Below are 25295 nucleotides of genomic sequence, written 5' to 3'. Positions count from 1 at the left end.
TACTTTTCTAAATTCTTATTCAATAGTATGATTGAAGCGGCTTGTTCGTATTTTAGAAAGGAGTATATATGAAAGAAACTACATCGATTTCACAAAAAATCAAGCAATTTGTCTTATTATTTTTCCCCATATTTGTTACACAAATGTCATTATTTTCAATGAGTTTTTTCGATACGACGATGTCAGGTCATGCAAGTGCCACTGATTTAGCTGGAGTTGCAATTGGAGCAAGTATATGGCTTCCAATTAGTACAGGATTAACAGGTATTTTAATGGCAACAACTCCTATTGTCGCTCACCTTATCGGTTCCAAACAAAAAGAAAATGTATCTCACGTTGTGACACAAGCCGTATACTTAGCAATCTTAGTCAGTATTATTGTTATAATAATTGGATCCCTTGTGGTTTCACCAATTTTACATGCCATGCATTTAGAGAAACAAGTAGCCCAAATTGCTGCTCAATTTTTAAGCATTATCGCATTTGGTATCATTCCGCTATTTGTATATACAGTGCTCCGCTGCTTTATTGATGCCTTAGGAAAAACACGCACAACAATGATTATTACTTTACTATCTTTACCGATTAATATCATGTTGAACTACATATTAATTTTTGGTCATTTCGGTTTTCCAAAACTCGGTGGAGTCGGAGCTGCCATTGCTTCAACATCGACATATTGGTGTATTTTACTTATCACTACTGTCATTATCCGTACGAAAGAGCCTTTCTCTTCTTATGGTGTCTTCCAACGTTTGTATCGCCTCTCTTTATCAAGCTGGAAGGAATTATTAAAACTTGGTGTACCAATTGGATTTGCGATCTTTTTTGAAACAAGTATTTTTGCTGCTGTTACATTATTTATGAGTAATTTTAACACAACAACCATTGCCGCTCACCAAGCTGCGATGAACTTCGCATCTCTTTTATATATGACACCACTCAGTTTATCCATGGCAATGACAATTTCTGTCGGGTTTGAAGTCGGTGCTTCCCGATATAAAGATGCTAAACATTATAGCTTTATTGGTATTGGATTAGCACTAGCTTTCGCACTGTTATATTCCATCTTACTATTTTTATTTGATGACAACATTGCCTCTATTTATACAAATGATTCTGCAGTACACGAATTAACGAAACAATTTCTCGTGTTTGCGATTTTATTCCAATTTTCTGATGCCGTTGCAACCCCAGTACAGGGTGCACTTCGCGGTTATAAAGATGTAAATGTAGCACTTGTTATGACATTAGTTGCATATTGGATAATAGGTCTCCCGCTCGGTTATACACTTGCAACATATACAACTTTGGCTGCAAAAGGTTATTGGATTGGTCTAATTTTAGGATTAGCTTTCGGTGCAATCTTTTTACTCGCTCGTTTATTTCAAGTACAGCAAAAATATATTACATTAAAAAGCCGCTAAATAGCGGCTTTTTTTACATATCCTTAATATTTTTTATATAAATAAAAAAGTAATAGGATTCCTTATAAAAGAAAGCTATAATAAATTTTGATATTTACATAAAGGAGACTAATTTAATATGAGGAAGATTGCGATTGTACTATTATTATTCTTTTCTTTTATGCTTCCTATTAAGACAGCTAACGCAGAGACATACCAGCAAGAACATTTGTTAATTGTCAATGTAGCAACGAATAAGATGGCATATTATGAAAAAGGTAAATTTGTAAAAGAGTTTACAGTTGCTACTGGAAAAAGCAGCACACCAACACCCCTAGGGAAATATAAGATTGTCAACAAAATTAAAAATCGGCCCTACTATGCCAAACATATTCCTGGGGGTGATTCACGCAACCCATTAGGGGATCGATGGCTCGGTCTGAACTTCAAAGGAACAAAAGGAACAACATATGCCATTCACGGAACTAATAATGTAAGCGCCATCGGAAAATGGACAACACTCGGTTGCGTTCGCATGTATAATAGTGACGTACATTGGCTATTTGATCGTGTTCCTATCGAAACAACTGTAATCACCACAAATCAAAAAACAACATATAAAGCAATTGCTGCTACATATGGATTCAAACTCACATAATGTTTTTTGGGAGAAAAGGTTCTTTAAGTAAGAACACCCTTTTTTCCTACAAACTATATACATAACCCCCTATAATAAGATATCGATATATTTAACATCCACTATTTTTATAATATCCTCCAAAAATAATTTTCCCATTATTTTTATAAAAGCACTTTTTTATTTCATGTATAATAAAAGGAAAAGATTGGATTCTCACAAAAGAAAGGAGGGAAATATGAATTTATTTCTACATTTTTTCATATGCGCCGGAACGGGACTTACTTTACTATATGTCGGTTTTCTTCTATTTGATTTGACAACAAATAGAAAGGAACTTCAATTAATAGCAAAAGGAAATGTATCTGCAGCTATGGCAATGGGAGGAAAGTTACTTGGCCTTACGTTTATAATTGGGGCAGCCATCTCCCAATCTGCTTCACTCATCGATATGATTCTTTGGAGTGCTATCGGTATTGTAATACAAATTATTGCTTTTTACATTATAGAACTTGTTGTAATTCGCTTCAGTATTAAGAAAGCAATTGAAGAAGATAATCGTGCTGTCGGACTTATGATTCTGCTATTATCAATATCTATTGGCTGGGTTCTCGCTCAGTGCTTAACATATTGAGAGTATATTTCTTCCTTATAACGTGTAACATATAAAAAACATAAAGGAGTTACAACAGTGGATCAAAAGGAAGAACAACAATCTTATCAAGAAGAGTTTGCACCAGAAATTTCACCTGGTTATCGTCAAGATGTACATAAATCACCTCGTTATTCTAACATGACATTTTTAGTCGGCATCGTTATTTTTGCAGCTGTACTGCTATTACTTATTACTTTCGTATATTTTAGGTAAAGTGAAACTTCCATCAGTGGGGATTTTCTTCATCCCCCACTGATGGAAAGCTCTCACCAATCGGGCACATGCCAGCAGTTATCCCCTACCTATCTTCTGTAGAAAAGCGGTAGTGGTCTTACTGCCCACGAATAGCGGGATAAAAGAAAGGACGAATTCATATGAATAATAACTCAGCAAATTCAAGTAAAAGGGTTATAAAAACACAAAAAGGATACGCCGGAGATTCTTTAGACAAACATAGAGCTATCGAAAGTGCGAATCTTGATTTGAGTAAAAAGGAGATACAGCAGCAAAACGAGAATTTATAAAGTGAAACTCCCACCAGTGAGGGATCTTCATCCCCACTGGTGGAAAGCTCTCACCAATCGGGCGCATGCCAGCAGTTATCCTCCACCTATCTTCTGTAGAAAAGCGGAAGCGGCTCGCCCAGAATCGCAGGACGCCCGCGCTCAAGGCAGAGAGGCGCTTTTTGCCTCGTCTGAGGGGGGAAACGACCGGAGATTCTAGCCGCTAGAGCTGGACAACGCTTCTCTCTTAATCTTTGGGTGGGGATCTTACTGCCCGTTAATGTGGAATAATAAAAGAAAGAGGCGAAAAAATGACATACTATATGCAATACATTCGAAAAACACTCCCGAATTTGCCTATCCATTCCTTTCATCAAGATGAAAGCGGTTGGGATAATGTTGCTATTCTGATAAATGATGAATGGTTATTTCGATTTCCTAGGAAAGTTGAATACGCAAAAAAAATCCCTCGTGAAAAACAATTATATGAGGTACTGTCCCCTATGTTGCAAACACAACAAATAGAAGTACCGAACTATCATATTCTATACGAAAATAAAATAGATACAGCTCCTGTTTGCAGTTACTATAAAATGATCCATGGTAAACCATTCAAACCATCTTACTTACATAATCTCTCAATTAATGAAAAAACGAAAATTGTTACCCAACTTGCATCATTTCTTGCTGCTTTCCATACAGTTCCTATTACACTTGCAAAAGAGTGGGGATTTCAAGTTGAACAAACAGCTGAATATTGGAAGAAACTCCATATGAAACTACAACATTATCTGTTTACTACATTTACAATAGAAGAAACTAAACAATTGAATAGACTATTTCAAACATTTTTAGAGCAATTATATACAAGTTCATCCTTACAAACAGTTATTCATGCTGACTTAACACACAAACATATTCTATTTCATCCTCTTCTTAAGCACATTGCTGGTATCATTGATATAGGAGATGCACAAATTGGTGATCCCGCATTTGATTTTGCTGGATTATATGCTGATTATGGCCATATCTTTACATTAGAAGTATACGAAGAATATGCAACTTTAACGAATAACAAGGATGCAACATTTTTTGAACGGATTATCTCCTTTTATCAATACAGTCCTATACTACATAACCTTGTATATGGTTTTGAAACAAATGATTCAAAAATGATTGAAAATAATCAAGAAAGACTGTTACATGTTTTAAGGGGAATACGCTAAACGTCTTCCCTTCATTTCTTTTCTTCAAATGTCATTAAGAAAGGTGGTTTGCAAACTCTTTACCAAAACGACGACACGCTTCAACATCTTCGTCTTCTGGTGTTAATTCTACTTTTAATCCTTCAAGTACAACGTTAGCTCCGCGCTCCTGTAATTTTTCTATTAAAATATCAACAGCTGCCCCGTATTTTGGATATGCAGTATCACAAGAGCCAAACACCGCTGCTTTTTTCCCCGTTAAATCCAATTTATCCATTTCATCATAGAAATCTAAGAAATCATCTGGTAAATCACCGTCTCCCCATGTGTAAGCACCTAATACAATCCCCTCATAATCTTCTAAAACAGACGCTTCTGGTGATGTCATAATATCGATTACTTCAATTTCTTTTCCCGCCTCGCGAATTGCCCCGGCAATATGATCTGCCATCTCTTCTGTATTTCCACTCATACTTGCAAAAATCATTACTAACTTACTCATTTTACTCTCTCCCTTTATGAATGTATCTTATTCTCTTATTTTTAATATTATTTATTTCCTTTAGCATGGAATGGACAAAGACGATAATCATTATCAATTAGAATAACACCATCAGATTAATTGATAATGATTATCAAAGTCAATGTTTTTTTTAAAAAATTGATGAAAAGATACAAGCTTGTCCGGAAGACATACATATATTATAAATGAGCATAGTTCTTTCTTAACCCTCTCAAACGGAAAGAAATAGAAGCAACTGCGATATTCGCAGTTGCCTTTTTTTATCCTAGCATATACGTAAAAAATTAAAGAGATTTCTCGTGAAAATACTCCCCATATGTTTTGAAAATTAATGAAAAGGTACAAGCTTGTCCGGGAGACATACATATACTATGAATGAGCATAGTTCTTTCTTAACCCTCTCAAACGGAAAGAAATAGAAGCAACTGCGATATTCGCAGTTGCCTTTTTTTATCCTAGCATATACGTAAAAAATTAAAGAGATTTCTCATGAAAAGACTTCCCATATGGACTGAATTTATTCAACTAATTATAAATGAGGACCGTAGCACTGATGGAAGTTTTACTTTATCCTTTCAATAGCTTCATTGCCGCTTGCAAAAATAATTGTGCACCACGAATTAATGCTGTTTCATCCACATCAAATTTCGGATGATGGTGCGGATAACAAGTATCTTTGTTTATATTTCCCGTTCCTAACTTTATAAAACAACCTGGAGCCTTTTGTAAGTATGCAGAAAAATCCTCCCCTCCCATAGAAGGGGGAAGTGAGATAATACTTTCTTTTCCAAACAATTCAATGGCACTATCTTCTACTATCTTTGTTACATAGGAATCATTTATTACCGGATTGTATCCGTAACGATACGTGTATGAGTACGTTGCATCATGTGCTGCTGTAATTCCCTTCACAATTTGTTCAATAATTTCTTTAGATTCTTGTCGTAATGTGTTCTCAAAACAACGCACCGTTCCTACAATCGTTGCTGTCTCAGGAATGATATTATCAGCTGTTCCTGCATGAAATTGCGTGACTGATACCACCCGTTGTTCAAACGCATCCGTCCGTCTTGACACAAGATGTTGCAAATTCGTAATAATTTGTGCACCAATTGCAATAGGATCCACTGTTTGTTTCGGATGAGCAGCATGTCCTCCTCTTCCTTTAACTTCAATTGTAAATACATCCGGTGCTGCCATCATTGGTCCATAGGAAATTCCTATTTGTCCACTCCCTAGTCCTGACATTACATGAAGACCAATGACATAATCTACCCCATCCATAACTCCCGCTTCCACCATCTCTTTTCCTCCACCAGGGTACTGTTCCTCAGCATGTTGAAACAAAAGACGAATTTCTCCACCCCAGTCTTCATTATATTTTACTAACGCCTCAGCCACACCTAGCAAAATTGCTGTATGTGCATCATGACCGCAAGCATGCATAACTCCTGGTACAATAGATGCATATGGTTTCATCGTTTGTTCCTGAATTGGAAGTGCATCTATATCTGCTCGAATAGCAATAACATTCCCTGAACCTTTTCCTTTTCTTCTTGCCATTACACTACATGTTGTTGGCCTTGTTAGGTCAAAGTAAGAAAATGAGTGCAATGTATCATATATAAACTGTGCTGTATGCTTCTCTTGAAATGACAATTCAGGGTACTGATGTAAATAACGTCGCCACATTCGAATGTTTTCTTCAGAAAGATATAATAACCAATCTACTTGAGATGATTTCATTCATTTTAACCCCCTATTCTATTTTCAAGAATCTTACTCCATCATCATGACCTTATTCCTTTGTACAACAAGATTTTATGTACTATTTTAGTTAGAAGAAATATAATCATGCCTCTTTCAAATGCAAAGGAATTACAATTCTATCTGGAATGTAATATAATTGTTAAGTTAGGGATTTTCTTTTTTTATATTTAGTGCTACTATCAGAAAAGAGCCTTTTGATATTACACTTTCCTAAAATGTGGAATCTCTGTGTTTTTCAAAGTGATGTAGGATATGATACTTACATACGGATATTATTTTATAGAGGGGGACAGACATGAAAACATTAAAAGAAATATGGTCTCAACCACTCACGCAATGGGTTGCAAAAACTTGTTATTACCTTGCGATTTTACTTGCTTTACTATGGTTGTATGGATTCCAAGATACAAACACAAGTACATTTATTTACAATGAATTTTAGGGTGGGAGCGTTATGATGTTATTAGAACAAATCGAAAAGTGGGCGGTTGAAACGCCTGACCAAACCGCTTTCGTTTGGCGAGATGCGAAAATTACGTACAGACAATTAAAAGAAGACTCTGATGCATTAGCATCTTGGATTTCTTCTCAATATGAAGATGACCGTTCGCCAATTATGGTATACGGACATATGCAGCCAGAAATGATTGTCTGTTTCTTAGGGTGTGTCAAAGCTGGTCATGCGTACATTCCAGTTGATGTATCCATTCCAGTTGATCGTGTGCTACGTATTGCAGAAAGTTCTGGTGCAAAGCTACTTTTATCTCCAACAGATGTTACAATAGCTGATTTACCAGTTCAGATTGTTGACGGAACTAAATTAGAAGATATTCTTCTTACTCATAAAGGAAAAAGAGCAAATCCTGAACATGCAGTACAGGGTGAAGACAACTTCTACATTATTTATACATCAGGAAGTACTGGAAATCCAAAAGGTGTACAAATTACGTATAATTGTCTTGTAAGCTTCACAAAATGGGCAATTGAAGATTTCAACTTACAAACCGAACAAGTCTTTTTAAACCAAGCACCATTCTCATTTGACTTATCTGTTATGGACATTTATCCGTCATTAGTAACAGGCGGTACACTATGGGCAATTGATAAAGATATGATTGCACGTCCAAAAGATTTATTTGCTTCTTTAGAACAATCAGATGTACAAGTTTGGACGTCTACACCATCCTTTGCAGAAATGTGTTTAATGGAACCATCTTTCTCAGAAGGTATGCTTCCAAACATGAAAACATTCTTATTCTGCGGTGAAGTATTATCTAATGATGTTGCAAGAAAACTATTAGAGCGCTTCCCAAAAGCTACTATTATGAATACATATGGACCAACAGAAGCAACTGTTGCTGTGACTGGTATTCATGTAACAAATGAAGTAGTAGACAAGTATCAATCTCTTCCAGTCGGTTACTGTAAATCAGATTGCCGCATCATCATTATGAAGGAAGATGGTACGGTTGCAGCTGATGGTGAAAAAGGTGAAATTGTAATCGTTGGTCCGAGTGTAAGTGTTGGATACTTAGGAAGCCCTGAATTAACAGAAAAGGCGTTCACTGTTATTGACGGCGAACGTGCTTACAAAACAGGTGACGCTGGTTATTTAGAAAATGGACTTCTTTTCTATAATGGTCGTCTTGATTTCCAAATTAAATTACACGGTTATCGTATGGAATTAGAAGAAATTGAACATCACCTTCGTTCATGTTCGTATGTGGAAGCTGCTGTGGTACTTCCAATTAAAAAAGGTGAAAAATACGACTACTTATTAGCAGTTGTTGTTCCAAGTGAACATTCTTTTGAAAAAGAATTCAAATTAACATCTGCGATTAAAAAAGAACTCAATGAACGATTACCGAATTACATGATTCCACGAAAATTCATGTATCAATCTTCTATTCCAATGACACCAAATGGAAAAGTAGATCGTAAAAAATTATTGAGTGAGGTTACAGCATGACCCCATATGCATCATTTTATTTTTTCGTGATTGTGGGCATTTTACTTATCCCTACCATCATTGCTGGGTTACAAGGAAAAATGCTGCGCAAATATAATGCGGTTGTAACACTTATTATGCTGGCAATTATCTTTTCGGATAAACCAAAACAAGCTGTTGCATTAGCATTATTTGCAATTTGGCAATTTATTTTGATTAAAGGATATTTAACACTGCGACAGCGTGATAACAAAACGAGTATCTTTTGCGCTGCTGTGATTTTATCGATTTTACCGCTTATCTTAGTAAAAATCGCACCTGTTGTACCAGCTTTAAAATCAACCGTATTTTTTGATATACCAGCTATAAAATTAGTCGTATTTCTTGGTATATCATACGTAACCTTTAGAGCAGTACAAATGATATTTGAAATTCGCGATGGGCTTATTAAAGAAATAACTCTATTTAAGTTTTGGGAGTTTCTTCTGTTCTTCCCAGCGATTTCAACAGGCCCGATTGATCGGTATCGTCGCTTTCAAAAAGATGTAGAGAAACCACCATCAGCTGATGAGTATAAGGCAATGCTTTATACAGGAATCAATCGTATTTTCCAAGGATTTCTTTACAAATTTATTATTGCGTATTTAATTAAAACTTATATTTGGGATGCAGCAATTTCTAAACAAGCTACATTTGCTTCATTTATGACTGATATGTACTCGTATAGTTTATATCTATTCTTTGACTTTGCAGGATATAGCGCATTCGTAATTGGTGTAAGTTATATGATGGGTATTAAGACGCCTGAAAACTTTAACAAGCCATTTTTAAGTCGTAATATTAAGGACTTCTGGAACCGCTGGCACATGACCTTATCATTTTGGTTCCGCGACTTTATTTATATGCGCTTTGTCTTTTTTGCGACAAAGAAAAAACTAATTAAAAACCGTTATACAATTTCTTATATCGGTGCATTTTTAAACTTTGGAATTATGGGACTTTGGCATGGACTAACGTGGTATTATATTACGTATGGCTTATATCATGCAATTTTGTTTATTGCGTTTGATATATTCGAACGTAAAAATAAAAAGCATAAGTTTTGGCCAAATAATAAATTCACACATGTCCTTGGAATTATCATTACATTCCATTTCGTTTGTCTCGGTCTCCTACTCTTCTCTGGTAACCTAGGCAGACACTTTTAGTTAAAAACTTCTTAGGAAGTTACACATAATACATTATGGATATAAAGGAGAATACACAATGGCTGAATTTAAAGATCAAGTATTAGATATTTTAGAAGAAGTATGTGAAAATGATATCGTAAAAGAAAATACAGATGTACAATTATTTGAAGAAGGCATTCTTGATTCTTTCGGTACAGTATCTTTATTAGTAGAACTTCAAGAACGTTTAGGTATTGAAGTATCTATTTCTGACTTTGATCGCGACGAATGGGCAACACCAAACATGATTATTAAGAAACTGGAAGATATGCGATGAAAAAACCAACGTTTGGCCCGATGCTTCTAGCATTTGCTCTTTTTTGCGTGGTGTTATTTATTCCATCACGCTTCCTTTTACCACTTATCGGGGAGCAAAAGGTCAACGATGCCTCAACATCTTTAAAGAAAGATATGTTCCAAGGCATTGCACTGCAACAAAAGGCGCTAGAAGATCCAAAATACCTTCCGATGTACGGTTCATCGGAATTTTCTCGGTTAGATGTATATCATCCATCTAACTACTTTAAAGTGAAAAATGAAGAATTTACTCCGTTTCTTATCGGTCGTGGTGGAACACAAAGTCTTACTCATGTGTTAAATTTAGCATCATCAATGGATCAGTTAAAAGATCGCAAAATTGTCTTCGTCCTTTCACCGCAATGGTTTGAAAAACAAGGGTTAGACGAAGTTCATTTTGCGCCAAACTTTTCATCTCAACAAGCTTATCATTTAATCTTTAATAATGAATTAAAGCCTGAAATGAAAAAGCAAATTGCAAACCGCTTATTAAGTTTTGAAATTGTTCGTAAAGATACACTCCTAAAAACTTCTTTAGAAGGAATCGTATATGACGATACAAAACATAAAGTGAAAGCAGCGGTAGCAAAACCATTTGCGTACGTATATCGTAACATTTTGGATCGTAAAGATTTAGTTACATCAATGTTTGATATTAAACCGCGAAAAACACATACGGATCCTGAATTAAAATCCCTTGCATGGAACGATATTCGTAACCGTGCAGAAAAAACTGGTAAAGCGGAATCTCAAACGAATCCATTCGGTATTGAAGATCCCTACTATGACCAAAAGATTAAGGATAAATTAAAACGTCTAAAAGGATATCGAGCAAATGAATCATTCGAGGAATCCCCAGAATATGATGATTTCCAATTAGTTTTAGACATTCTAAAACAAGAGCATGCAAAACCATTATTCATTTCTGTTCCAGTTAATGGTCCATGGTATGATTATGCTGGATTCCCGAAAGAACGACGTGATGTGTACTATCAAAAAATAAATGACCAAATTAAAAAAGCTGGATTCCCAGTTGCAGATTTTTCAAGCCATGAATATGATAAGTATTTCTTAAAAGATACGATGCATTTAGGTTGGAAAGGCTGGGTATATGTCGACGAGGCAATTCAGCAATTTTATGAAAATAACTAAAAAAGAGCGCTTGAGTTTTCAAGCGTTCTTTTTTTATATATAGATTGTACTTTGTAATCTTTCTAATGTCTCTTTCGCTTCTTTAATCACTCGCATTATAATTTGCTGCGCCTCTTCTGTTCTGGCTAAAGAGGAAGCTTGTCCTGCCCAAAGTGACATATATTGACTATTATTTTGTATCGCTGCTGCTTGGCGAATTTCTGTTGTTAATACATTTTGAATTGGATATACAGGAATTTTTCCTTCTGTACTTTCCAATTCTTCAATAAAAGTATTTCGAATCCCTCTCGCATATTTCCCCGAAAATGCACGAGTCATTGTCGTACTTTGGTCTGTACTCATTATAATTGCCTCTTTATGTGCCTCATGAGCTACACTTTCATAACAGGTTAAAAAGGCTGTACCCATTTGTACCCCTTCTGCACCAAGTGCATAGGCTGCCACTACTCCCCGTCCATCCATAATCCCACCTGCCGCAACAATTGGAATATGCGGAACAGCATCAACAAGCTGCGGAATAAGCGCAGTCGTTCCAATCATAGAATCTTGTTCTTTTCCTAGAAATGTCCCGCGGTGTCCCCCTGCTTCACTTCCTTGTCCAACAATAATATCTACTCCTAAATGAGCCAATATCTTCCCCTCTGCTACATTCGTTGCCGTACCAATTACTTTTATACCCTTTCTTTTTAATAATTCTATCTCCTCCTGTTTTGGTGTATCAAAGGTAAAACTAAAAACAGGAACATTCTCCTCAATAAGAACTTGCAGCTGTTCTTTGTAATTTTTCGGCAGATGTAACATTCGCTTCGCTATTCCCAATTGCAATTTTTCTCGAATAGGCTTTAGCAGGTTTTGTGTCTCTTCTACTTGTTTTTCGTCAATTTCCACTTCTTTTGTAATAAATAAGTTTATCGCAAACGGCTTATCTGTTAACTGACGAATCATACGTATGGCTAAACGGATTTGTTCAGGACTCATATATCCTGCACCCAATGTACCCAATCCTCCACTATTAGATACAGCGGCTACTAATTCTGGGGTTACAATTGTTCCTGCCATCCCAGCTTGAATAATAGGATATGTAATTTGCAGTTTCTCACATACTCGACTATGGAACATCTTTTCTTCTCCCCTTTCTCTTATACTTTCTTGTCATGCCAAATGATTTCCTTCTTTTCACAAGGATCGAATATCATATAAGTGAATATAGTGAAAGAAAAGGGGGGAAATTTGATGCAGTATCCTAAACCGTTAAAATACGGAGATACCGTTATGATCATTGCTCCAGCAGGTCCACCATCCATAGAGCATATTCTTCAAGCAAAACAAAAATTAGAAGAACTAGGATTGTTCGTTATAATTGGACAAAGCGTACAAGAAAAACGAGGCTATTTAGCCGGAGGTGATGCCATTCGTGTTCATGACTTACACAAAGCCTTCGCAGATCCATATGTAAAAGCTATTTTTTGTGCAAGAGGCGGATATGGTACCGGTCGCCTTCTACCTTATATTAATTATGCACTCATTCGAGATAACCCCAAGATTTTTTGGGGGTATAGCGATATTACTGCCCTACATATTGCTTTTGGGCAATTTTCACAACTCGTTACTTTCCATGGTCCCATGATGGAGGAAGTTGGAAAAAGCCTTGATTCTCTCTCTTTCTCCTCCTTCAAACAACTCTTCCATCCGTACCCTATTATTTTAGAAGGAGCAGAATTTATTCATTCTTTTGCTTGTTCTATCACCGCCCCTCTTGTAGGGGGAAATTTAAGTGTAATTACAAGCACACTCGGTACACCTTACGAAATTGATACAAGAAATAAACTACTTTTATTAGAAGAAATTGCAGAAGAACCGTATCGTATTGATCGCATGCTAAATCAATTACGCTTAGGAAGGAAACTTGAACAGTGTGCCGGCGTTATCTTTGCAAGTTGTCATAACTGTACATCTTCAAAACCATCTTTATCTATTTCTGAAATTCTATATGATTACATTACATCTTATAATATCCCTCTTTTAAGTGGCTTACCAATTGGTCACATACAATCAAATGTAGGAGTACCTCTTAGTGTTCCTGCTACAATAAATGGACAACAAAAGACGATTTGCATCTCTTCTGGTATACAGTGAAGCTTCTAGCTTCCGTCAGTTAGGGCTTCTTCCTTCTCCACCAATCTTCTTCGTTTTCTCTGAATCTTGAAGTGGGAATCTCATATTTCTCGTTAATACGAGGGAATTTTGTATAGAAATAATAAAGGAGAAGCTTTTTGCTTCTCCTTTTTCCATTCAGTTATTCTTGTTGTTGTTGTTGTTATTGTTGTTATTCCAATAATTCCAGTAATTCCAGCAACAGTTGTATTTGTTTTTGTTATTATTGTTGTTATTGTTGTTATTGTTGTTGTTGTTATTGTTGTTATTACGGTTTTTCCAATTATACAAGTTATCCCAGCAGCAGTTGCTATTATTGTTGTTGTTATTGTTATTATTGTCAGCCATCTATCTCCATCCCCCCTTGGTCAAGCTACTAATACTATATGACGCAAAGGAAAAATGGTAACGGTACTTTATAGATAATAATTAAAAATTCTTCCCGAAGCAATATCAGCAATTTCTGGAGGTGTAAATGTTTTATCAAGATCTGTGCCAATATTTAAGACCCCTGTTGCTTCCCCATCAATGTTCTCAAATAATTCTTTTCCACGAATCGTAATCACAGGCACATCTTCAGGCAGTACGGCTTGTAAAAATTCAAGCTGTGTAAAAAATGGTAAAATCCATCTTCCATCACCTTGGAAATAACGTAAATGCACTGTTCCTTGTGAATCTCCTTCTTTTACATCAACTGTTCCTGCAACATAAACATATGTTGTTAACAATGTTTCGTAAAATTCTTTTTGTTTTTGTTTATCATCATCAGCTAATGCTAATAATGTTTCTAGTTTTTTTACTGGAATATGTGCCATACGCTGCCACCCCTATTTTCAAAATTATTGTAATGTAATTATACAAAATATTCTTATTTTTTTCTATAAAATTATTCTTTATTTTCTCACTATAATATTAAAGTAAGAAAATTTTTTACTGCACTCTTTATCTAAGCAATTTAAAATTTCTTCTATGGTCACAAGTGTTGCAAATTCATCGTAAAGATTCAGAAATGTCATTAATACCTAATGCTGAACATGTCTTTCATGAGTGAAAATTTTTTTGTTAAATTCATTCAAAAAATACGTTAAAACCCCTTACAAAAAGAATAAAAATGTATTATCATGTATTAAAATACAAAAATAAGAAAGGGGCATCACGGTGAAAATTTGGTTTTACGAAAAGACAAAGACAATGGATGATTTGCTTGGTATCTGGGACAATGTTCCAACTATTCCGAGAATCGGTGAAAAAGTAGAAATTTTAAAGAAGGTACGTACTGTAACAGATATTAAATATATAAAAAACGGAAACAATTTCCACGTAGAAATTCTTATTTACTAAAGAGAAAAGCTCTCCATTTTTCTTTAGGAGAGCCTTTCTCTTTCATCTGCTTTTTTAATCACAATTGTATCATCCACTAGTTCCACTTTTACATAATCACGTTCTTCTAAACGCAAATGATTGACAGCTTCATCAGGCAATTCGACAGCCATATAGCGTTCTGTCAATACAACTTGACTATATGTGGCTTGCTGTGCAATTAAGTCAGCTTGTTTTTCCTCTTGAATGATCCGTAATGATGGCAGTCCAACTTCTTTTACAGCACGCCAATTGTTACGAATAAAGGGAACAAGCCATAATAAGCTAATAATAATAATAACCAAACCAATCCATAAATTACTCTGTGCTTGCAGATCAGCGATTTTCACTGCTTCTTGTGCGCGGCTGCTATCACTGAATTGAATGATGCTAACAACACTATTGTTTAAGGCGTGCACAAGAATATTTGTCCATATACTTTTTGTCTTAATGTATAAAAGACACATAACGACGCCAAATAAAAACGCACCAATCACATCAATATGCCCGAATCCAAAAATAAGTGAAGAAACGATAATAGCGCGTTTCACTCCCCATTTATACGTCATTCGATTTAAGAAAAAACCGCGAAAAATTACTTCTTCCATAATTGGGGCAAATATACAAGCTGAAATCACACTAAAAATCTTTGTAAAAGTAGTACTCATATCAATAACATTTCCATCACTTAATAAATTAACTAGAAAATCAGGAATCAACTGAGCTAATATGTAATATTGAATAAAAGATATACCAAATGAAAAAATCATTCCCATAGCAGTAGCAATCAAAATTAACATCCATGGAATTGATGCTGGTTTATCAAAAAAACTTGTAAATACTGCGTTATGTTTGTTCATCTTATAAAATAGCCAAAATAACGGAAAAACAAAGAAAACCAATGCTTCTGAAACAAACTCAAATGAACTACTTTCAGCCCCTATTATTCCTAATGGAACATATGCAATGAATGCACCTAAAATCATCCATCCAAAAAAACTACGAAGTCGAATACGTGAAAATGCAAGATTAATAGAAAACACCTCCAACATGATATAGTTATATTATAGTATCAACATACTGTGATCTCTTCTTTTATTTATCATGATATAACTAAAGGCAATAAATCCCCGCTAAGCGGGGATTTATTTTCTTATAGAACATCGCGCTTTTGGAACAATGCACTAGAAGCAACAAGTAAAACAGCAAAATGAGCTAATACAAATAACAAAGAAGTTGTAAAGCTAAACTCTGTAAATATTGGTTTGGCCCCTTGACTGAGCAACACATTACTATCATACATATTTAAATTTAAGTGAAACATTACAATATATTTTGCTATACCTTGGGCAAATTGGAATACTAGCATTTTTAACATTCCCTCTATGAAGAAGAAAAATAGTGTAATAACTAATGGTAAAACTGATTTTCTAAAAATATTCGCTAGCAAGAATGCAACTGTTGGATAAAATAATATCGGTAAAATGTTATAAGCAAAGCGTTTTAACAAAATTGTAAAAGTTACCGCTCCAGTGTCCCCGCCAAATGTAATTAGACCAATCAACATTGCTGTAAGTAAAGAAACAATACATACACATAATATAGCTAAGAGAACTGTAATATACTTTGAAAATAATATCGTAACTCGCTTTCTCGGACGAATCAACAATTGTTTAATTGTCCCTTTTTGAAATTCCTCTGTAATTGTGCGGGATGCTAGCGTTATTCCAAAGATTGTTGCAAATGTAGCAATCATGCCGATATTTTGCTCTGCGAACATAATAAACCCTTCCATTTTAATTTCAGGCGGAGCCCATTTTTTGAAAATAACTGCTCCTGCTATTTCTAATACTGCTAGTACGACTAACAAAATATACATACTCTTTTTCGCATGCAACTTTAAAAATTCATTTTGAATTAATTTTATCATTATGCTTTCACTCCCCCTGTAACTGCTAAGAATTCATCCTCTAATGATCTATTTTGAACTGTTACACCGTACACAAGAACATCAGCATGCACTAAATTTTTCACAAGTTGTGGAATTTCCTCTTTCATGACAGACACAATAATTTTCTTTTCTTGTACTGTTCCTTTTATTATTTCATTCGCTTTCTCTATTTGATCCACTTCAAACGCTACCATAATCTTGTCGTCGCTTTTCGCCTGTTCACGCAAGCTATACTCTTGCACAAATTGTCCATTCTTAATAATAACGACACGATCACACATCAGCTCAATTTCACTTAATAAGTGACTTGATACAATGACTGCAATGTTTTCCTCTTTTGCTAAACGCTGTAAGTAATCACGAATTTCACGAATTCCTGCTGGATCTAAACCATTTGTTGGCTCATCTAAAATTAAAATTTTCGGATTATGTAATAGCGCTTGTGCAATCCCTAAACGTTGTTTCATACCGAGAGAATATGTTTTTACCTTTTTATGAATCGCATGCTCTAATTCAACAAGCTTTACAATTTCAGCAATTCGTTCTTTAGGAATCGGTGTGACTGCCATATTAGCAAAATGTTTTAAATTTTGCATTCCTGTCATATACTCATATAATTCAGGATTCTCTACAATCGCTCCAATGTACTCTAACGCTTTCTCACGCTCAGTACGTATACTGTGACCACAAATTGTAATATCACCTTCTGTTACTGAAATCAGCCCTGTCATCATTCGAATTGTCGTCGTCTTTCCACTTCCATTTGGCCCAAGAAAGCCATACACTTCCCCTTCCTGTACTTCAAACGAAAGGCCACAAATAATTTCAGCACTGCCTATTTTTTTATGAACATTTTCTAATTTCACTACTACATTTCCCAATGCCTATTCCTCCTTTAAACCTCTAATTTTTTGTCGATGATGTAGGATGTTATGAATATTAATAGATAAATTAATAACAAATTAAAACATACATAAGAAATACTCGAACTTTCACTAATATAAAAAGATATTTCAAAAAAACCGTTATTATCTATAAATCCAACATTTTTTGTATAAAATACAGATCTATCTATTTTTTCTAAGAGAGTAGTTGTAAAGATTTGAATTCCGCCAAAAAGCAAAAAGAAAAATATAAATAATACCTTACTTAATAAAGAGTTCACATTAAAGAGTTTTATAACTGCAATTATGAAATATATAGAAACTAACAAACTTGTTAAATCTATAATCCATAAAAAGATAGAAAAGAAATGATGAAATATTCCATAATTATATAAGTGGTGCATTGCTCGTTGAATCTCTCCATTTGTGTTTTTCTCGTAAATATTCATAGAAAAAAAATGAACAAATCCTAAACCTATCAAAGACAGTAGAATAAACATTAGCGTAAAAAACAATAGATTTGCATATAGATTCTTTTTAGCTGGAACAGCTGTATAACGAATCATAGAATTTTTTAGCATTCTCCGAAAAGATGAGACTGCTATTAAGCCAATAGAAAATACCGTTATACAAAATAATAATATAAACAAAACCAATATTATATTTTGTTTTATTGGAGTCATGTGCTTAGAAGAACCCATAAAATTAAATAAAAGAATAAGCGAAATCGTAATAAACCCCGTATAAATTATCCATATTTTCTTTTTATTACAGTTATATAAATAATGGAGAAGTTGATTCATTGTCCAAAAACCTCCTTGAACAACTCATGTATTGCTTTTCCTCTTTGAAAACGAATATCTTCTACATTTTCATATAGCACAATTTCTCCATCCTTTAAAAAAATTATTTCATCAAATAGGTTTTCAATTTCGCCAATTAAATGAGTAGAAATTAAAATTGTACAGTCTTCGCGATAAAATTGAAGAATTAACTCTAGTACATGCTCCCGTGAAACAAGATCGATTCCGCCAAGCGGCTCATCTAACACATATAGTTTTGCATGTCGTGAAAATGTTAAAATAAGCTGTAGTTTTTCTACCATTCCCTTTGATAAAGCATTAATTTTTTCTTCTAACGGAATTTTAAATTTCGCGATTGTATCCACTGCTTTTTGAATATCAAAATCTTCGTAAAAATCACGATAAAAAAACAAAGCATCTTTTACAGTCATCCACTCTTCAAATATAGGACGGTCAGACATGAATGAAACAATTTTTTTCGTTTCTAGCCCTACTTTCTTACCAGCAATGAAAATATCTCCTTGAGAAGGATGCTGCAAACCTACAATCATTTTCAGCAACGTCGTTTTTCCGCTCCCATTATCCCCAACAAGACCAATAATTTTCCCTTCTGTTATCGTTACGTTTACATCTCTAATAACAGCTTTTAAATCATAACGTTTCCATAGATTTTCTATTTTTACTAATTCTCGCATCTGTTCTTCCCCTTTTTCTCTTCTAATGAAGAATGAAGAATGGACAACATTTCCTCCTCTGAAAACCCTAAATTGTTCATTCCATTTATAAAGGCATGAAGCAACTCTTTCGCCATACCCTTTCGCAGCTCCATAATCTTCTCTCCTTCAGTCGCTACATATCTTCCCATTCCTCTACGTGTCACAACGATACCCTCTCGTTCTAACTCTTGAAATGTACGTTGAATTGTATTCGGATTCACTTGTAACTCACTAGCTAATTCACGTACAGAGGGAATTTTACTACCAGGCGATAAATGACCTGTTACAATTTCCTTTTTTATGTATTCCATCACCTGAATGTAAATAGGGATGTTGGGAGAAAATTCAATTTTCATTTCTTCCTCCTAATGTTATAGTGTACTAGTTAAATAATACACCGTTATGTAAATAATGTAAATTAAAAAATTCAAATTTATAAACATTCTAAGTGGAATTATTTATCCCGCATTAACGGGCAGTAAGCCCCCCACCTCAAGATTAGGAGAGACGCGAGGAAGATAACTGCCCGTAAAAGCCCGATTGGTGAGAGCTTTCCATCAGTAGGGGATGAAAAAACCCCCACTGATGGAAGCTTCACTTTATTATATCCGGCTTTACAATAAGAGCTTATGCAGCGCTAGAGGAAAAGGAATGAAAACTCAACATAACAAAAAAAGTCGTACACAATTCCTTGAAAAATACGTAATCTTGCATGTATTTTCTAAAGAATTGTGCCAGACTATAACTTACTAATATAGATTCGTCGTAAAAATCTCCACGAAAAATAATACAGTGAAACTTCCAAATGTACAACATTACATTAACTTCTTAACAATTTGAGAAATACGGTAAATTCCCTGTTTTATATCAGACAAAGATGCATAGGAGTAGGAAAGTCGCAAATACTGAGTGCATGCCGAGCTATATATACTCCCTGGATAAAATAATACTCCCTCGTCAAGTGCCGTTTCAAAAAGTTTTTGCATTGGTATAGCTGGAAGAATTTTCACCCAAATAAAAAAGCCCCCTTTAGGAATATTCCAAGTTGCAATTCCTTGTAAATATTTCTCTAATGCTTCTAACATTGTATGGAGACGAATAGTAAGATTTCCTCTAACCGCTCTAAGATGCTGAGCATATAAACCGCTTGATAACCATTCAGCAACTGCCCATTGTGATAATGAACTGGACCCATAATCAATTTGCATTTTAATATCAGCTAAACGATTGATAACAGGTTCAGGACCAACAAGCCATCCTACTCTTAATCCAGGGCTCAATGTTTTAGAAAAACTCCCAATATATAAAACTTGTCCATGTCTATCTTTTGCTTTTAGTGGTAAAGGCGGTGCAGTATCGATCCATAATTCTCGATAAACATCATCTTCTATAATGGGAAGATTCTCTTTTTCACATACTTGCAAAAGGTCTTTTCGTCTCTTCTCTGACATAACAATACCTGTCGGATTATGAAAAGAAGGAATTGTATATATAATCGACTGATTTCGTTGTTTTTTTGTAGCAATATCACTCGGTATTAACCCTTGATTATCTACTGAAAGACTGGAAAATTTCATTCCTGCTGATTGAAAAATATGTAAAGAATACAAATAAGATGGCTCTTCAAGAAGAATGGTTGACCCTTGTCGTAAAAGTCCAACTGAAATGAGTTGCAACGCTTGCAGTGCACCGGAAACAATTAAAATGGAGTCAGGAGAACAAGTTATCCCTATTGTACTTAAATATTTGCTTAATTCTTGGCGTAATGGTAAAAGTCCTTTCGGTACTTCATACCCTAAAGAATCAATACGGTTTATACAGCGGTGCATAACAGTATGTAAATTTTCTACAGAAAACAATTCAGAAGAAAGCTCGCCTTTTCCTAATTGAATTATGTTTAAATCTGATTCTGCTTTATTAATTTCTTGTACAATCGATTGATTTGGCTTATAAAACCCTGTTTTTACAAACTTATTCCAATCAGGAGGGGCGGTATTTGCTAGTAATGTCCATGTATTATTGACTACTTTTGTACTAGCACCCATTTTCCCTTCGATTAACCCTTCCGCTTTTAATTCTTCTAAAGCTGTAACAACTGTACTTCGATTTACTCCAAACAATTTAGCGAACTCACGTTGTGTCGGAAGTTTGCTTCCTATTGGCCATTCCCCGCTTATAATTTTATTTTTTATATACACAACAACTTGTTGATACAACGGGAGATGTGAAGATTTACTTAACTTCCTATTTTCCTTCTCCATCAAAATCACCTACATTTGGTTGGTTTTTAAAACAACACAATTGGTTGAAGACATTTTACTAAATCCTTATTAACATGAAAGTCAATTAACATGATAAGGATGTGAAAATATGAAGAAACAATGGGATTTTCGAATCATAACTGCTTATGGGGCTACAATTTTTCTTTGGGCTTCCGCTTTTCCAGCCATACGAGTCGGATTAGAATCCTATACTCCTGAGCATTTAGTTTTGCTTCGCCTATTAATCGCTTCGCTAGCACTTATCTTCTTCGCTATATTGACCCGCATGCAACTACCAGAATGGAGAGATATCCCTATTATTCTCGTATTAGGTTTGCTAGGGTTTACTGTTTACCATGTAGCCTTAAGTGCTGGGGAAGCAACTATTAATGCAGGTACTGCAAGCCTGCTCGTTTCTACTTCTCCCATTTTTTCATCCATATTAGCTGCTTTATTTTTGCATGAACGATTTGGGCTTCGGGGCTGGATTGGATCTATTATTAGCTTTTGTGGTGTCGCTATTCTTTCATTAGGAAAAGATGGTCATTTTACGTTGAACATTGAAGCTTTGTTAATTCTTCTAGCATCCTTTTCAGAAAGCATATACTTTGTATTTCAAAATCGATATTTAAATAAATACGGGTTTCTTGCATTTACTTCCTATACAATTTGGTCTGGTACATTTTTCATGCTTCTCTTTCTCCCAGGATTAGGGGAAAGAATTATGCATTCATCTATAGAAACAACACTTAGCGTTGTCTATTTAGGTCTCTTTCCTACTATGATTCCATATTTTGCTCTAGCTTATATCATATCACGTATAGGAACATCCGAAGCAACAACTTCTTTATACTTAACACCCGCTCTAGCAATTATTATTTCTTGGATATGGATTGGAGAAATTCCTACTGTTTTTTCAATAATAGGAGGGATAATAACTATATTCGGCGTTATTATAACAAATATAAAAATTGATAAAAAAGAAACCCAAATAATGAAATTTGATCAACATATTATGTAAACTATAAATCTTACTTACCAAATGAAGAAAAAGGCTGTCTCCAAGAAGGAGATAGCCCTTTTCTTCATCTTAATTTTATCCCGCATGAACGGGCACCTCAAAATTTGGTGAAAGCATTGTCCAGCTCTAGCGGCTAGAATCTCCGGTCGTTTCGCCCCCTCGGACGAGGCAAAAAGCGCCTCTCTGCCTTAGGCGCGGGCGTCCTGCGATTCTGAGCGAGCCGCTTCCGCTTTTCTAAAGAAGTTAGATGGGAGATAAACTGCCCGTAAAAACCCGATTGGTGAGGCTGATAATCAGTGGGGAATGAAGCTCCCCACTGATTAAAGTTTCACTTTATTTCGTTACCATTTCTGCCTCATTTTCTTCAAAAGGCCACTTCGGTAACATGTTACGAAGCTCCTTATCAGAACGATATCCAAGTGCGTATTCCGCTTGCATAATTGTATGAATTTCACGTGTTCCTTCGTAAATTACTGGAGCTTTTGCATTTCGTAAATATCGTTCTACTGGGAATTCATTCGAATATCCATAGGCACCGTGCACCTGCACCGCATCATTTGCCGCTTCAAATGCAGCATCACAAGCAATCCATTTTGCTAAAGATGTTTCCTGTGTATTACGTTTCCCTTGATTTTTTAACCATCCTGCTTTATAGACCAATAAACGTGATATTTCAAGATTCGCAGACATTTTCGCAATCATTTGCTGTACAAGCTGATGTTTTCCAATTTCTTTTCCAAATGTTTTACGCTCTTCACAATACTTTACACTCGCTTCTAAACTTGCTTGAATGAGCCCACACGCCCCTGCCGCTACTGTAAAACGGCCATTGTCTAATGATGCCATTGCAATTTTAAATCCTTCTCCCTCTTCTCCAAGAAGATTTCCCACCGGTACTTTCACATCATCTAGAAATACCTCTCCTGTATTACCCGCTCTAATACCAAGCTTTCCTTTTATCGCTTTTGTCGATACCCCAGGAAATGTTCGTTCTACGATAAAACAAGAAATACCGCGGTGCTTTAATTCTGGATTTGTTTTTGCAAAAATTAAGAAGTGGTCTGCAACATCACATAAAGAAATCCATGTTTTAGATCCATTTAATACGTAGTAATCGCCTTGTTTTACCGCTGTTGTTTGCATAGCAACAACGTCTGATCCTGCATTTGGTTCAGTTAAACCGAATGCCCCAATTTTTTCACCTTTCGCTTGTGGAACAAGGTATTTTTGTTTTTGTTCTTCTGTTCCCCATTGGAGAAGTGTCATGCTATTTAATCCCGTATGTACAGATACAGCTGTTCGGAAAGCTGTGTCACCACGTTCTAATTCTTCACAAACAATAGCGAGCGTATTATAATCCATACCAACACCGCCATATTGCTCTGGAATACAAACACCCATAAACTGTAACTCCGCTAAACGCTTCAAGATCTTTTCCTCAAAATGTCCTTTTTCATCCCATTCTTTAATGTATGGAATAATTTCATTATCTACAAAGGATCTCACTACTTTTCTAACACTTTGTTGTTCTTCTGTTAAAGAAAAATTCATTTGTACTGCCTCCTATATCCATTGGTTTTTTTTCATTTCCGTAACGCTTTCCTGCGAATACCCCAGTTCTTTCAAAATCTGTTCTGTATGTTCCCCGTGGAGTGGCGGATGTTTCTGCATCCGCACTGGTGTCTTTGCAAGTTTTAATGGTGAACCTACAAGTGTAAGATTTTCAATGGTCGGATGTTCCATATGAATTGTCATATCTCTCGAAACTGCCTGCTCTGTTTCTAACGCTTCCTTCACATTGAGAATTGGTCCATTTGGAATCCCTGCTTCATCTAAAAGTTGTTTCCATTCCTCTTTCTTTTTCTTTTTCATTTCTTTTGCAATCATGTCTACAAGTTCTTCCCTATGCAAAAGACGATTTGCATTTGTTTTATAGCGATCTAAACGAGATAAATCTTGTCTATCAAGTAACAAACAAAACTTATGAAACTGTTCATCATTTCCAACTGCAACAACAAGATCTCCATCCTCCGCCTGAAATACTTGATACGGAACAATATTTGGATGCTGGTTTCCAAGTCTCTCTGGCAATTCTCCTGTACACAAATAATTGCTTGCTACATTTACTAATGCCGCTAATTGTGAATCAAATAAAGAAATATCAATTTCTTGCCCTTCTCCTGTTCTATTTCGGTGCTGCAAAGCGGCTAAAATCCCAACACATGTAAAAAGACCTGTGAGCACATCTGCAATCGCAACTCCTACTTTTGCAGGCTCTTCGTCCTTTCCTCCTGTTATACTCATAAGTCCACTCATCGCTTGAATCATATAATCATAGCCAGGAAGATGTGAAGCAGGACCATTTTGGCCAAAACCACTAATAGAAGCTAGAATAATGTCTTCCTTCACCTCTTGTAACACTTCATAACCAAGTCCCATTCTCTCAAGTGTTCCAGGCTTGAAGTTTTGTACAACGATATCAGCATGAGAAACAAGTTTTTTCAAAACATCCTTTCCCATTTGTGATTTTAAATTTAATGTAAGCGACTCTTTATTACGATTCGCACAAAGAAAGTAAGCGCTTTCTCCTCCTACGAAAGGTGGTCCCCATCCTCTTGTATCATCGCCATTTCCAGTATTCTCAATTTTTATTACCTCCGCTCCCAAATCACCAAGAATCATCGTACAAAAAGGACCGGCAAGAACCCGAGATAAATCAATAATTTTGATTCCGTGTAATGCTCCCTCCAACCCTTTCTCCTCCTATAGTAAAAACCAGTAAAACCAATTAGAGTGAACATAAGCATGGTGGTTTTACTGG

Annotated in this window: 28 protein-coding genes; 15 read left to right on the top strand and 13 right to left on the bottom strand. The window is 35.4% G+C overall.

Annotation, left to right across the window (positions count from 1 at the left end; translation table 11 throughout):
• The first annotated feature begins 68 nt into the window (after positions 1-68).
• The 6 genes from WAX78_RS12990 to WAX78_RS12965 all read left to right on the top strand — a co-directional run bounded on the left by WAX78_RS12990 (position 69) and on the right by WAX78_RS12965 (position 4427).
• Entirely contained in the window at positions 69-1427 is a 1359-nt protein-coding gene (locus tag WAX78_RS12990) for an MATE family efflux transporter (protein ID WP_336482681.1), read from the top strand.
• A 118-nt stretch (positions 1428-1545) separates the two neighbouring features.
• Positions 1546-2064, top strand: a complete 519-nt coding sequence (locus WAX78_RS12985; protein WP_336482680.1) for a L,D-transpeptidase — start codon at positions 1546-1548, stop codon at positions 2062-2064.
• Positions 2065-2281: 217 nt separating this feature from the next.
• Positions 2282-2677: a DUF350 domain-containing protein gene (locus WAX78_RS12980; RefSeq protein ID WP_336482679.1), complete on the top strand. Its 396-nt coding sequence runs from the start codon at positions 2282-2284 to the stop codon at positions 2675-2677.
• A gap of 57 nt (positions 2678-2734) precedes the next feature.
• Positions 2735-2911 (top strand): 2-isopropylmalate synthase, encoded by a 177-nt coding sequence (locus WAX78_RS12975; protein ID WP_336482678.1) that lies wholly within the window; start codon positions 2735-2737, stop codon positions 2909-2911.
• Positions 2912-3072: 161 nt separating this feature from the next.
• Positions 3073-3222, top strand: a complete 150-nt coding sequence (locus WAX78_RS12970) for a hypothetical protein (RefSeq protein ID WP_336482677.1) — start codon at positions 3073-3075, stop codon at positions 3220-3222.
• 290 nt (positions 3223-3512) lie between these two features.
• Complete coding sequence (locus WAX78_RS12965) at positions 3513-4427, top strand: phosphotransferase family protein (protein ID WP_336482676.1); 915 nt, start codon at positions 3513-3515, stop codon at positions 4425-4427.
• A 34-nt stretch (positions 4428-4461) separates the two neighbouring features.
• On the opposite strand, the gene WAX78_RS12960 is transcribed toward WAX78_RS12965, so the two are convergent.
• Together WAX78_RS12960 and WAX78_RS12955 are read right to left on the bottom strand one after the other, a co-directional pair.
• Positions 4462-4908 carry a flavodoxin gene (locus WAX78_RS12960; protein ID WP_336482675.1) on the bottom strand — a complete coding sequence of 149 codons (447 nt, stop codon included), beginning with the start codon at positions 4906-4908 and terminating at the stop codon, positions 4462-4464.
• Between the two features lie 588 nt (positions 4909-5496).
• On the bottom strand, positions 5497-6675 hold the full coding sequence (locus WAX78_RS12955) for a M20 metallopeptidase family protein (protein ID WP_336482674.1): 1179 nt from the start codon (positions 6673-6675) through the stop codon (positions 5497-5499).
• Positions 6676-6994: 319 nt separating this feature from the next.
• On the opposite strand from WAX78_RS12955, the gene WAX78_RS12950 reads away from it, so the two are divergent.
• The 5 genes from WAX78_RS12950 to dltD are packed head-to-tail and all read left to right on the top strand — an operon-like array spanning position 6995 to position 11325.
• Entirely contained in the window at positions 6995-7141 is a 147-nt protein-coding gene (locus WAX78_RS12950) for a teichoic acid D-Ala incorporation-associated protein DltX (RefSeq protein ID WP_336482673.1), read from the top strand.
• Positions 7142-7153: 12 nt separating this feature from the next.
• Positions 7154-8668 carry a D-alanine--poly(phosphoribitol) ligase subunit DltA gene (gene dltA, locus WAX78_RS12945; RefSeq protein ID WP_336482672.1) on the top strand — a complete coding sequence of 505 codons (1515 nt, stop codon included), beginning with the start codon at positions 7154-7156 and terminating at the stop codon, positions 8666-8668.
• On the top strand, positions 8665-9855 hold the full coding sequence (gene dltB / locus WAX78_RS12940) for a D-alanyl-lipoteichoic acid biosynthesis protein DltB (RefSeq protein WP_336482671.1): 1191 nt from the start codon (positions 8665-8667) through the stop codon (positions 9853-9855). Before dltA ends, dltB begins: the two co-directional genes overlap by 4 nt.
• 58 nt (positions 9856-9913) lie before the next feature.
• On the top strand, positions 9914-10153 hold the full coding sequence (dltC, locus tag WAX78_RS12935; RefSeq protein WP_336482670.1) for a D-alanine--poly(phosphoribitol) ligase subunit DltC: 240 nt from the start codon (positions 9914-9916) through the stop codon (positions 10151-10153).
• Positions 10150-11325 (top strand): D-alanyl-lipoteichoic acid biosynthesis protein DltD, encoded by a 1176-nt coding sequence (dltD, locus tag WAX78_RS12930; protein ID WP_336482669.1) that lies wholly within the window; start codon positions 10150-10152, stop codon positions 11323-11325. Before dltC ends, dltD begins: the two co-directional genes overlap by 4 nt.
• 33 nt (positions 11326-11358) lie before the next feature.
• Here dltD and WAX78_RS12925 read toward each other — a convergent pair whose 3' ends face one another.
• Complete coding sequence (locus tag WAX78_RS12925; RefSeq protein WP_413789195.1) at positions 11359-12444, bottom strand: NAD(P)H-dependent flavin oxidoreductase; 1086 nt, start codon at positions 12442-12444, stop codon at positions 11359-11361.
• Positions 12445-12558: 114 nt separating this feature from the next.
• Between WAX78_RS12925 and WAX78_RS12920 the strand changes: the two genes are divergently transcribed.
• Together WAX78_RS12920 and WAX78_RS12915 are read left to right on the top strand one after the other, a co-directional pair.
• Positions 12559-13461: a S66 peptidase family protein gene (locus WAX78_RS12920; protein ID WP_336482668.1), complete on the top strand. Its 903-nt coding sequence runs from the start codon at positions 12559-12561 to the stop codon at positions 13459-13461.
• A gap of 108 nt (positions 13462-13569) precedes the next feature.
• On the top strand, positions 13570-13869 hold the full coding sequence (locus WAX78_RS12915; protein WP_336482667.1) for a hypothetical protein: 300 nt from the start codon (positions 13570-13572) through the stop codon (positions 13867-13869).
• A gap of 26 nt (positions 13870-13895) precedes the next feature.
• On the opposite strand, the gene WAX78_RS12910 is transcribed toward WAX78_RS12915, so the two are convergent.
• On the bottom strand, positions 13896-14294 hold the full coding sequence (locus WAX78_RS12910) for an SseB family protein (RefSeq protein ID WP_336482666.1): 399 nt from the start codon (positions 14292-14294) through the stop codon (positions 13896-13898).
• Positions 14295-14637: 343 nt separating this feature from the next.
• Here WAX78_RS12910 and WAX78_RS12905 point away from each other — a divergent pair, with 343 nt between their 5' ends.
• The gene (locus WAX78_RS12905; RefSeq protein ID WP_336482665.1) at positions 14638-14820 is read left to right on the top strand and encodes a DUF3913 family protein; all 183 of its coding nucleotides are present in this window, start codon (positions 14638-14640) and stop codon (positions 14818-14820) included.
• Positions 14821-14843: 23 nt separating this feature from the next.
• Here WAX78_RS12905 and WAX78_RS12900 read toward each other — a convergent pair whose 3' ends face one another.
• The 7 genes from WAX78_RS12900 to pdxR all read right to left on the bottom strand — a co-directional run bounded on the left by WAX78_RS12900 (position 14844) and on the right by pdxR (position 21453).
• Complete coding sequence (locus WAX78_RS12900) at positions 14844-15872, bottom strand: CPBP family intramembrane glutamic endopeptidase (protein WP_336483019.1); 1029 nt, start codon at positions 15870-15872, stop codon at positions 14844-14846.
• 119 nt (positions 15873-15991) lie between these two features.
• On the bottom strand, positions 15992-16768 hold the full coding sequence (locus WAX78_RS12895) for an ABC transporter permease (protein WP_336482664.1): 777 nt from the start codon (positions 16766-16768) through the stop codon (positions 15992-15994).
• Positions 16768-17670, bottom strand: a complete 903-nt coding sequence (locus WAX78_RS12890; RefSeq protein WP_336482663.1) for an ABC transporter ATP-binding protein — start codon at positions 17668-17670, stop codon at positions 16768-16770. The genes WAX78_RS12895 and WAX78_RS12890 overlap by 1 nt, the downstream gene beginning before the upstream one ends.
• A gap of 14 nt (positions 17671-17684) precedes the next feature.
• Positions 17685-18476: an ABC transporter permease gene (locus WAX78_RS12885; protein WP_336482662.1), complete on the bottom strand. Its 792-nt coding sequence runs from the start codon at positions 18474-18476 to the stop codon at positions 17685-17687.
• Complete coding sequence (locus tag WAX78_RS12880) at positions 18473-19171, bottom strand: ABC transporter ATP-binding protein (RefSeq protein WP_336482661.1); 699 nt, start codon at positions 19169-19171, stop codon at positions 18473-18475. The genes WAX78_RS12885 and WAX78_RS12880 overlap by 4 nt, the downstream gene beginning before the upstream one ends.
• Positions 19159-19548: a GntR family transcriptional regulator gene (locus WAX78_RS12875; RefSeq protein WP_336482659.1), complete on the bottom strand. Its 390-nt coding sequence runs from the start codon at positions 19546-19548 to the stop codon at positions 19159-19161. Before WAX78_RS12875 ends, WAX78_RS12880 begins: the two co-directional genes overlap by 13 nt.
• Positions 19549-20007: 459 nt before the next feature.
• Positions 20008-21453 carry a MocR-like pyridoxine biosynthesis transcription factor PdxR gene (pdxR, locus tag WAX78_RS12870; protein ID WP_413789194.1) on the bottom strand — a complete coding sequence of 482 codons (1446 nt, stop codon included), beginning with the start codon at positions 21451-21453 and terminating at the stop codon, positions 20008-20010.
• A gap of 109 nt (positions 21454-21562) precedes the next feature.
• Here pdxR and WAX78_RS12865 point away from each other — a divergent pair, with 109 nt between their 5' ends.
• A complete protein-coding gene (locus WAX78_RS12865) occupies positions 21563-22474 on the top strand; it encodes a DMT family transporter (protein WP_336482657.1) in 912 nt (303 codons plus the stop codon).
• Between the two features lie 333 nt (positions 22475-22807).
• Here the strand turns inward: WAX78_RS12865 and WAX78_RS12860 are convergent, their stop codons facing one another.
• Both WAX78_RS12860 and WAX78_RS12855 read right to left on the bottom strand, forming a co-directional pair.
• Positions 22808-24025, bottom strand: coding sequence for an acyl-CoA dehydrogenase family protein (locus WAX78_RS12860; RefSeq protein ID WP_336482656.1), 1218 nt, complete (start codon positions 24023-24025; stop codon positions 22808-22810).
• 12 nt (positions 24026-24037) lie between these two features.
• Positions 24038-25225 carry a CaiB/BaiF CoA transferase family protein gene (locus WAX78_RS12855; protein WP_336482655.1) on the bottom strand — a complete coding sequence of 396 codons (1188 nt, stop codon included), beginning with the start codon at positions 25223-25225 and terminating at the stop codon, positions 24038-24040.
• Positions 25226-25295: the final 70 nt, after the last annotated feature.

Source organism: Bacillus yunxiaonensis, assembly GCF_037104695.1.
GTDB lineage: Bacteria > Bacillota > Bacilli > Bacillales > Bacillaceae_G > Bacillus_A > Bacillus_A yunxiaonensis.
The sequence above is the reverse complement of the archived record's forward strand: the minus strand, read 5'-3'. Positions and strand labels throughout refer to the sequence as shown.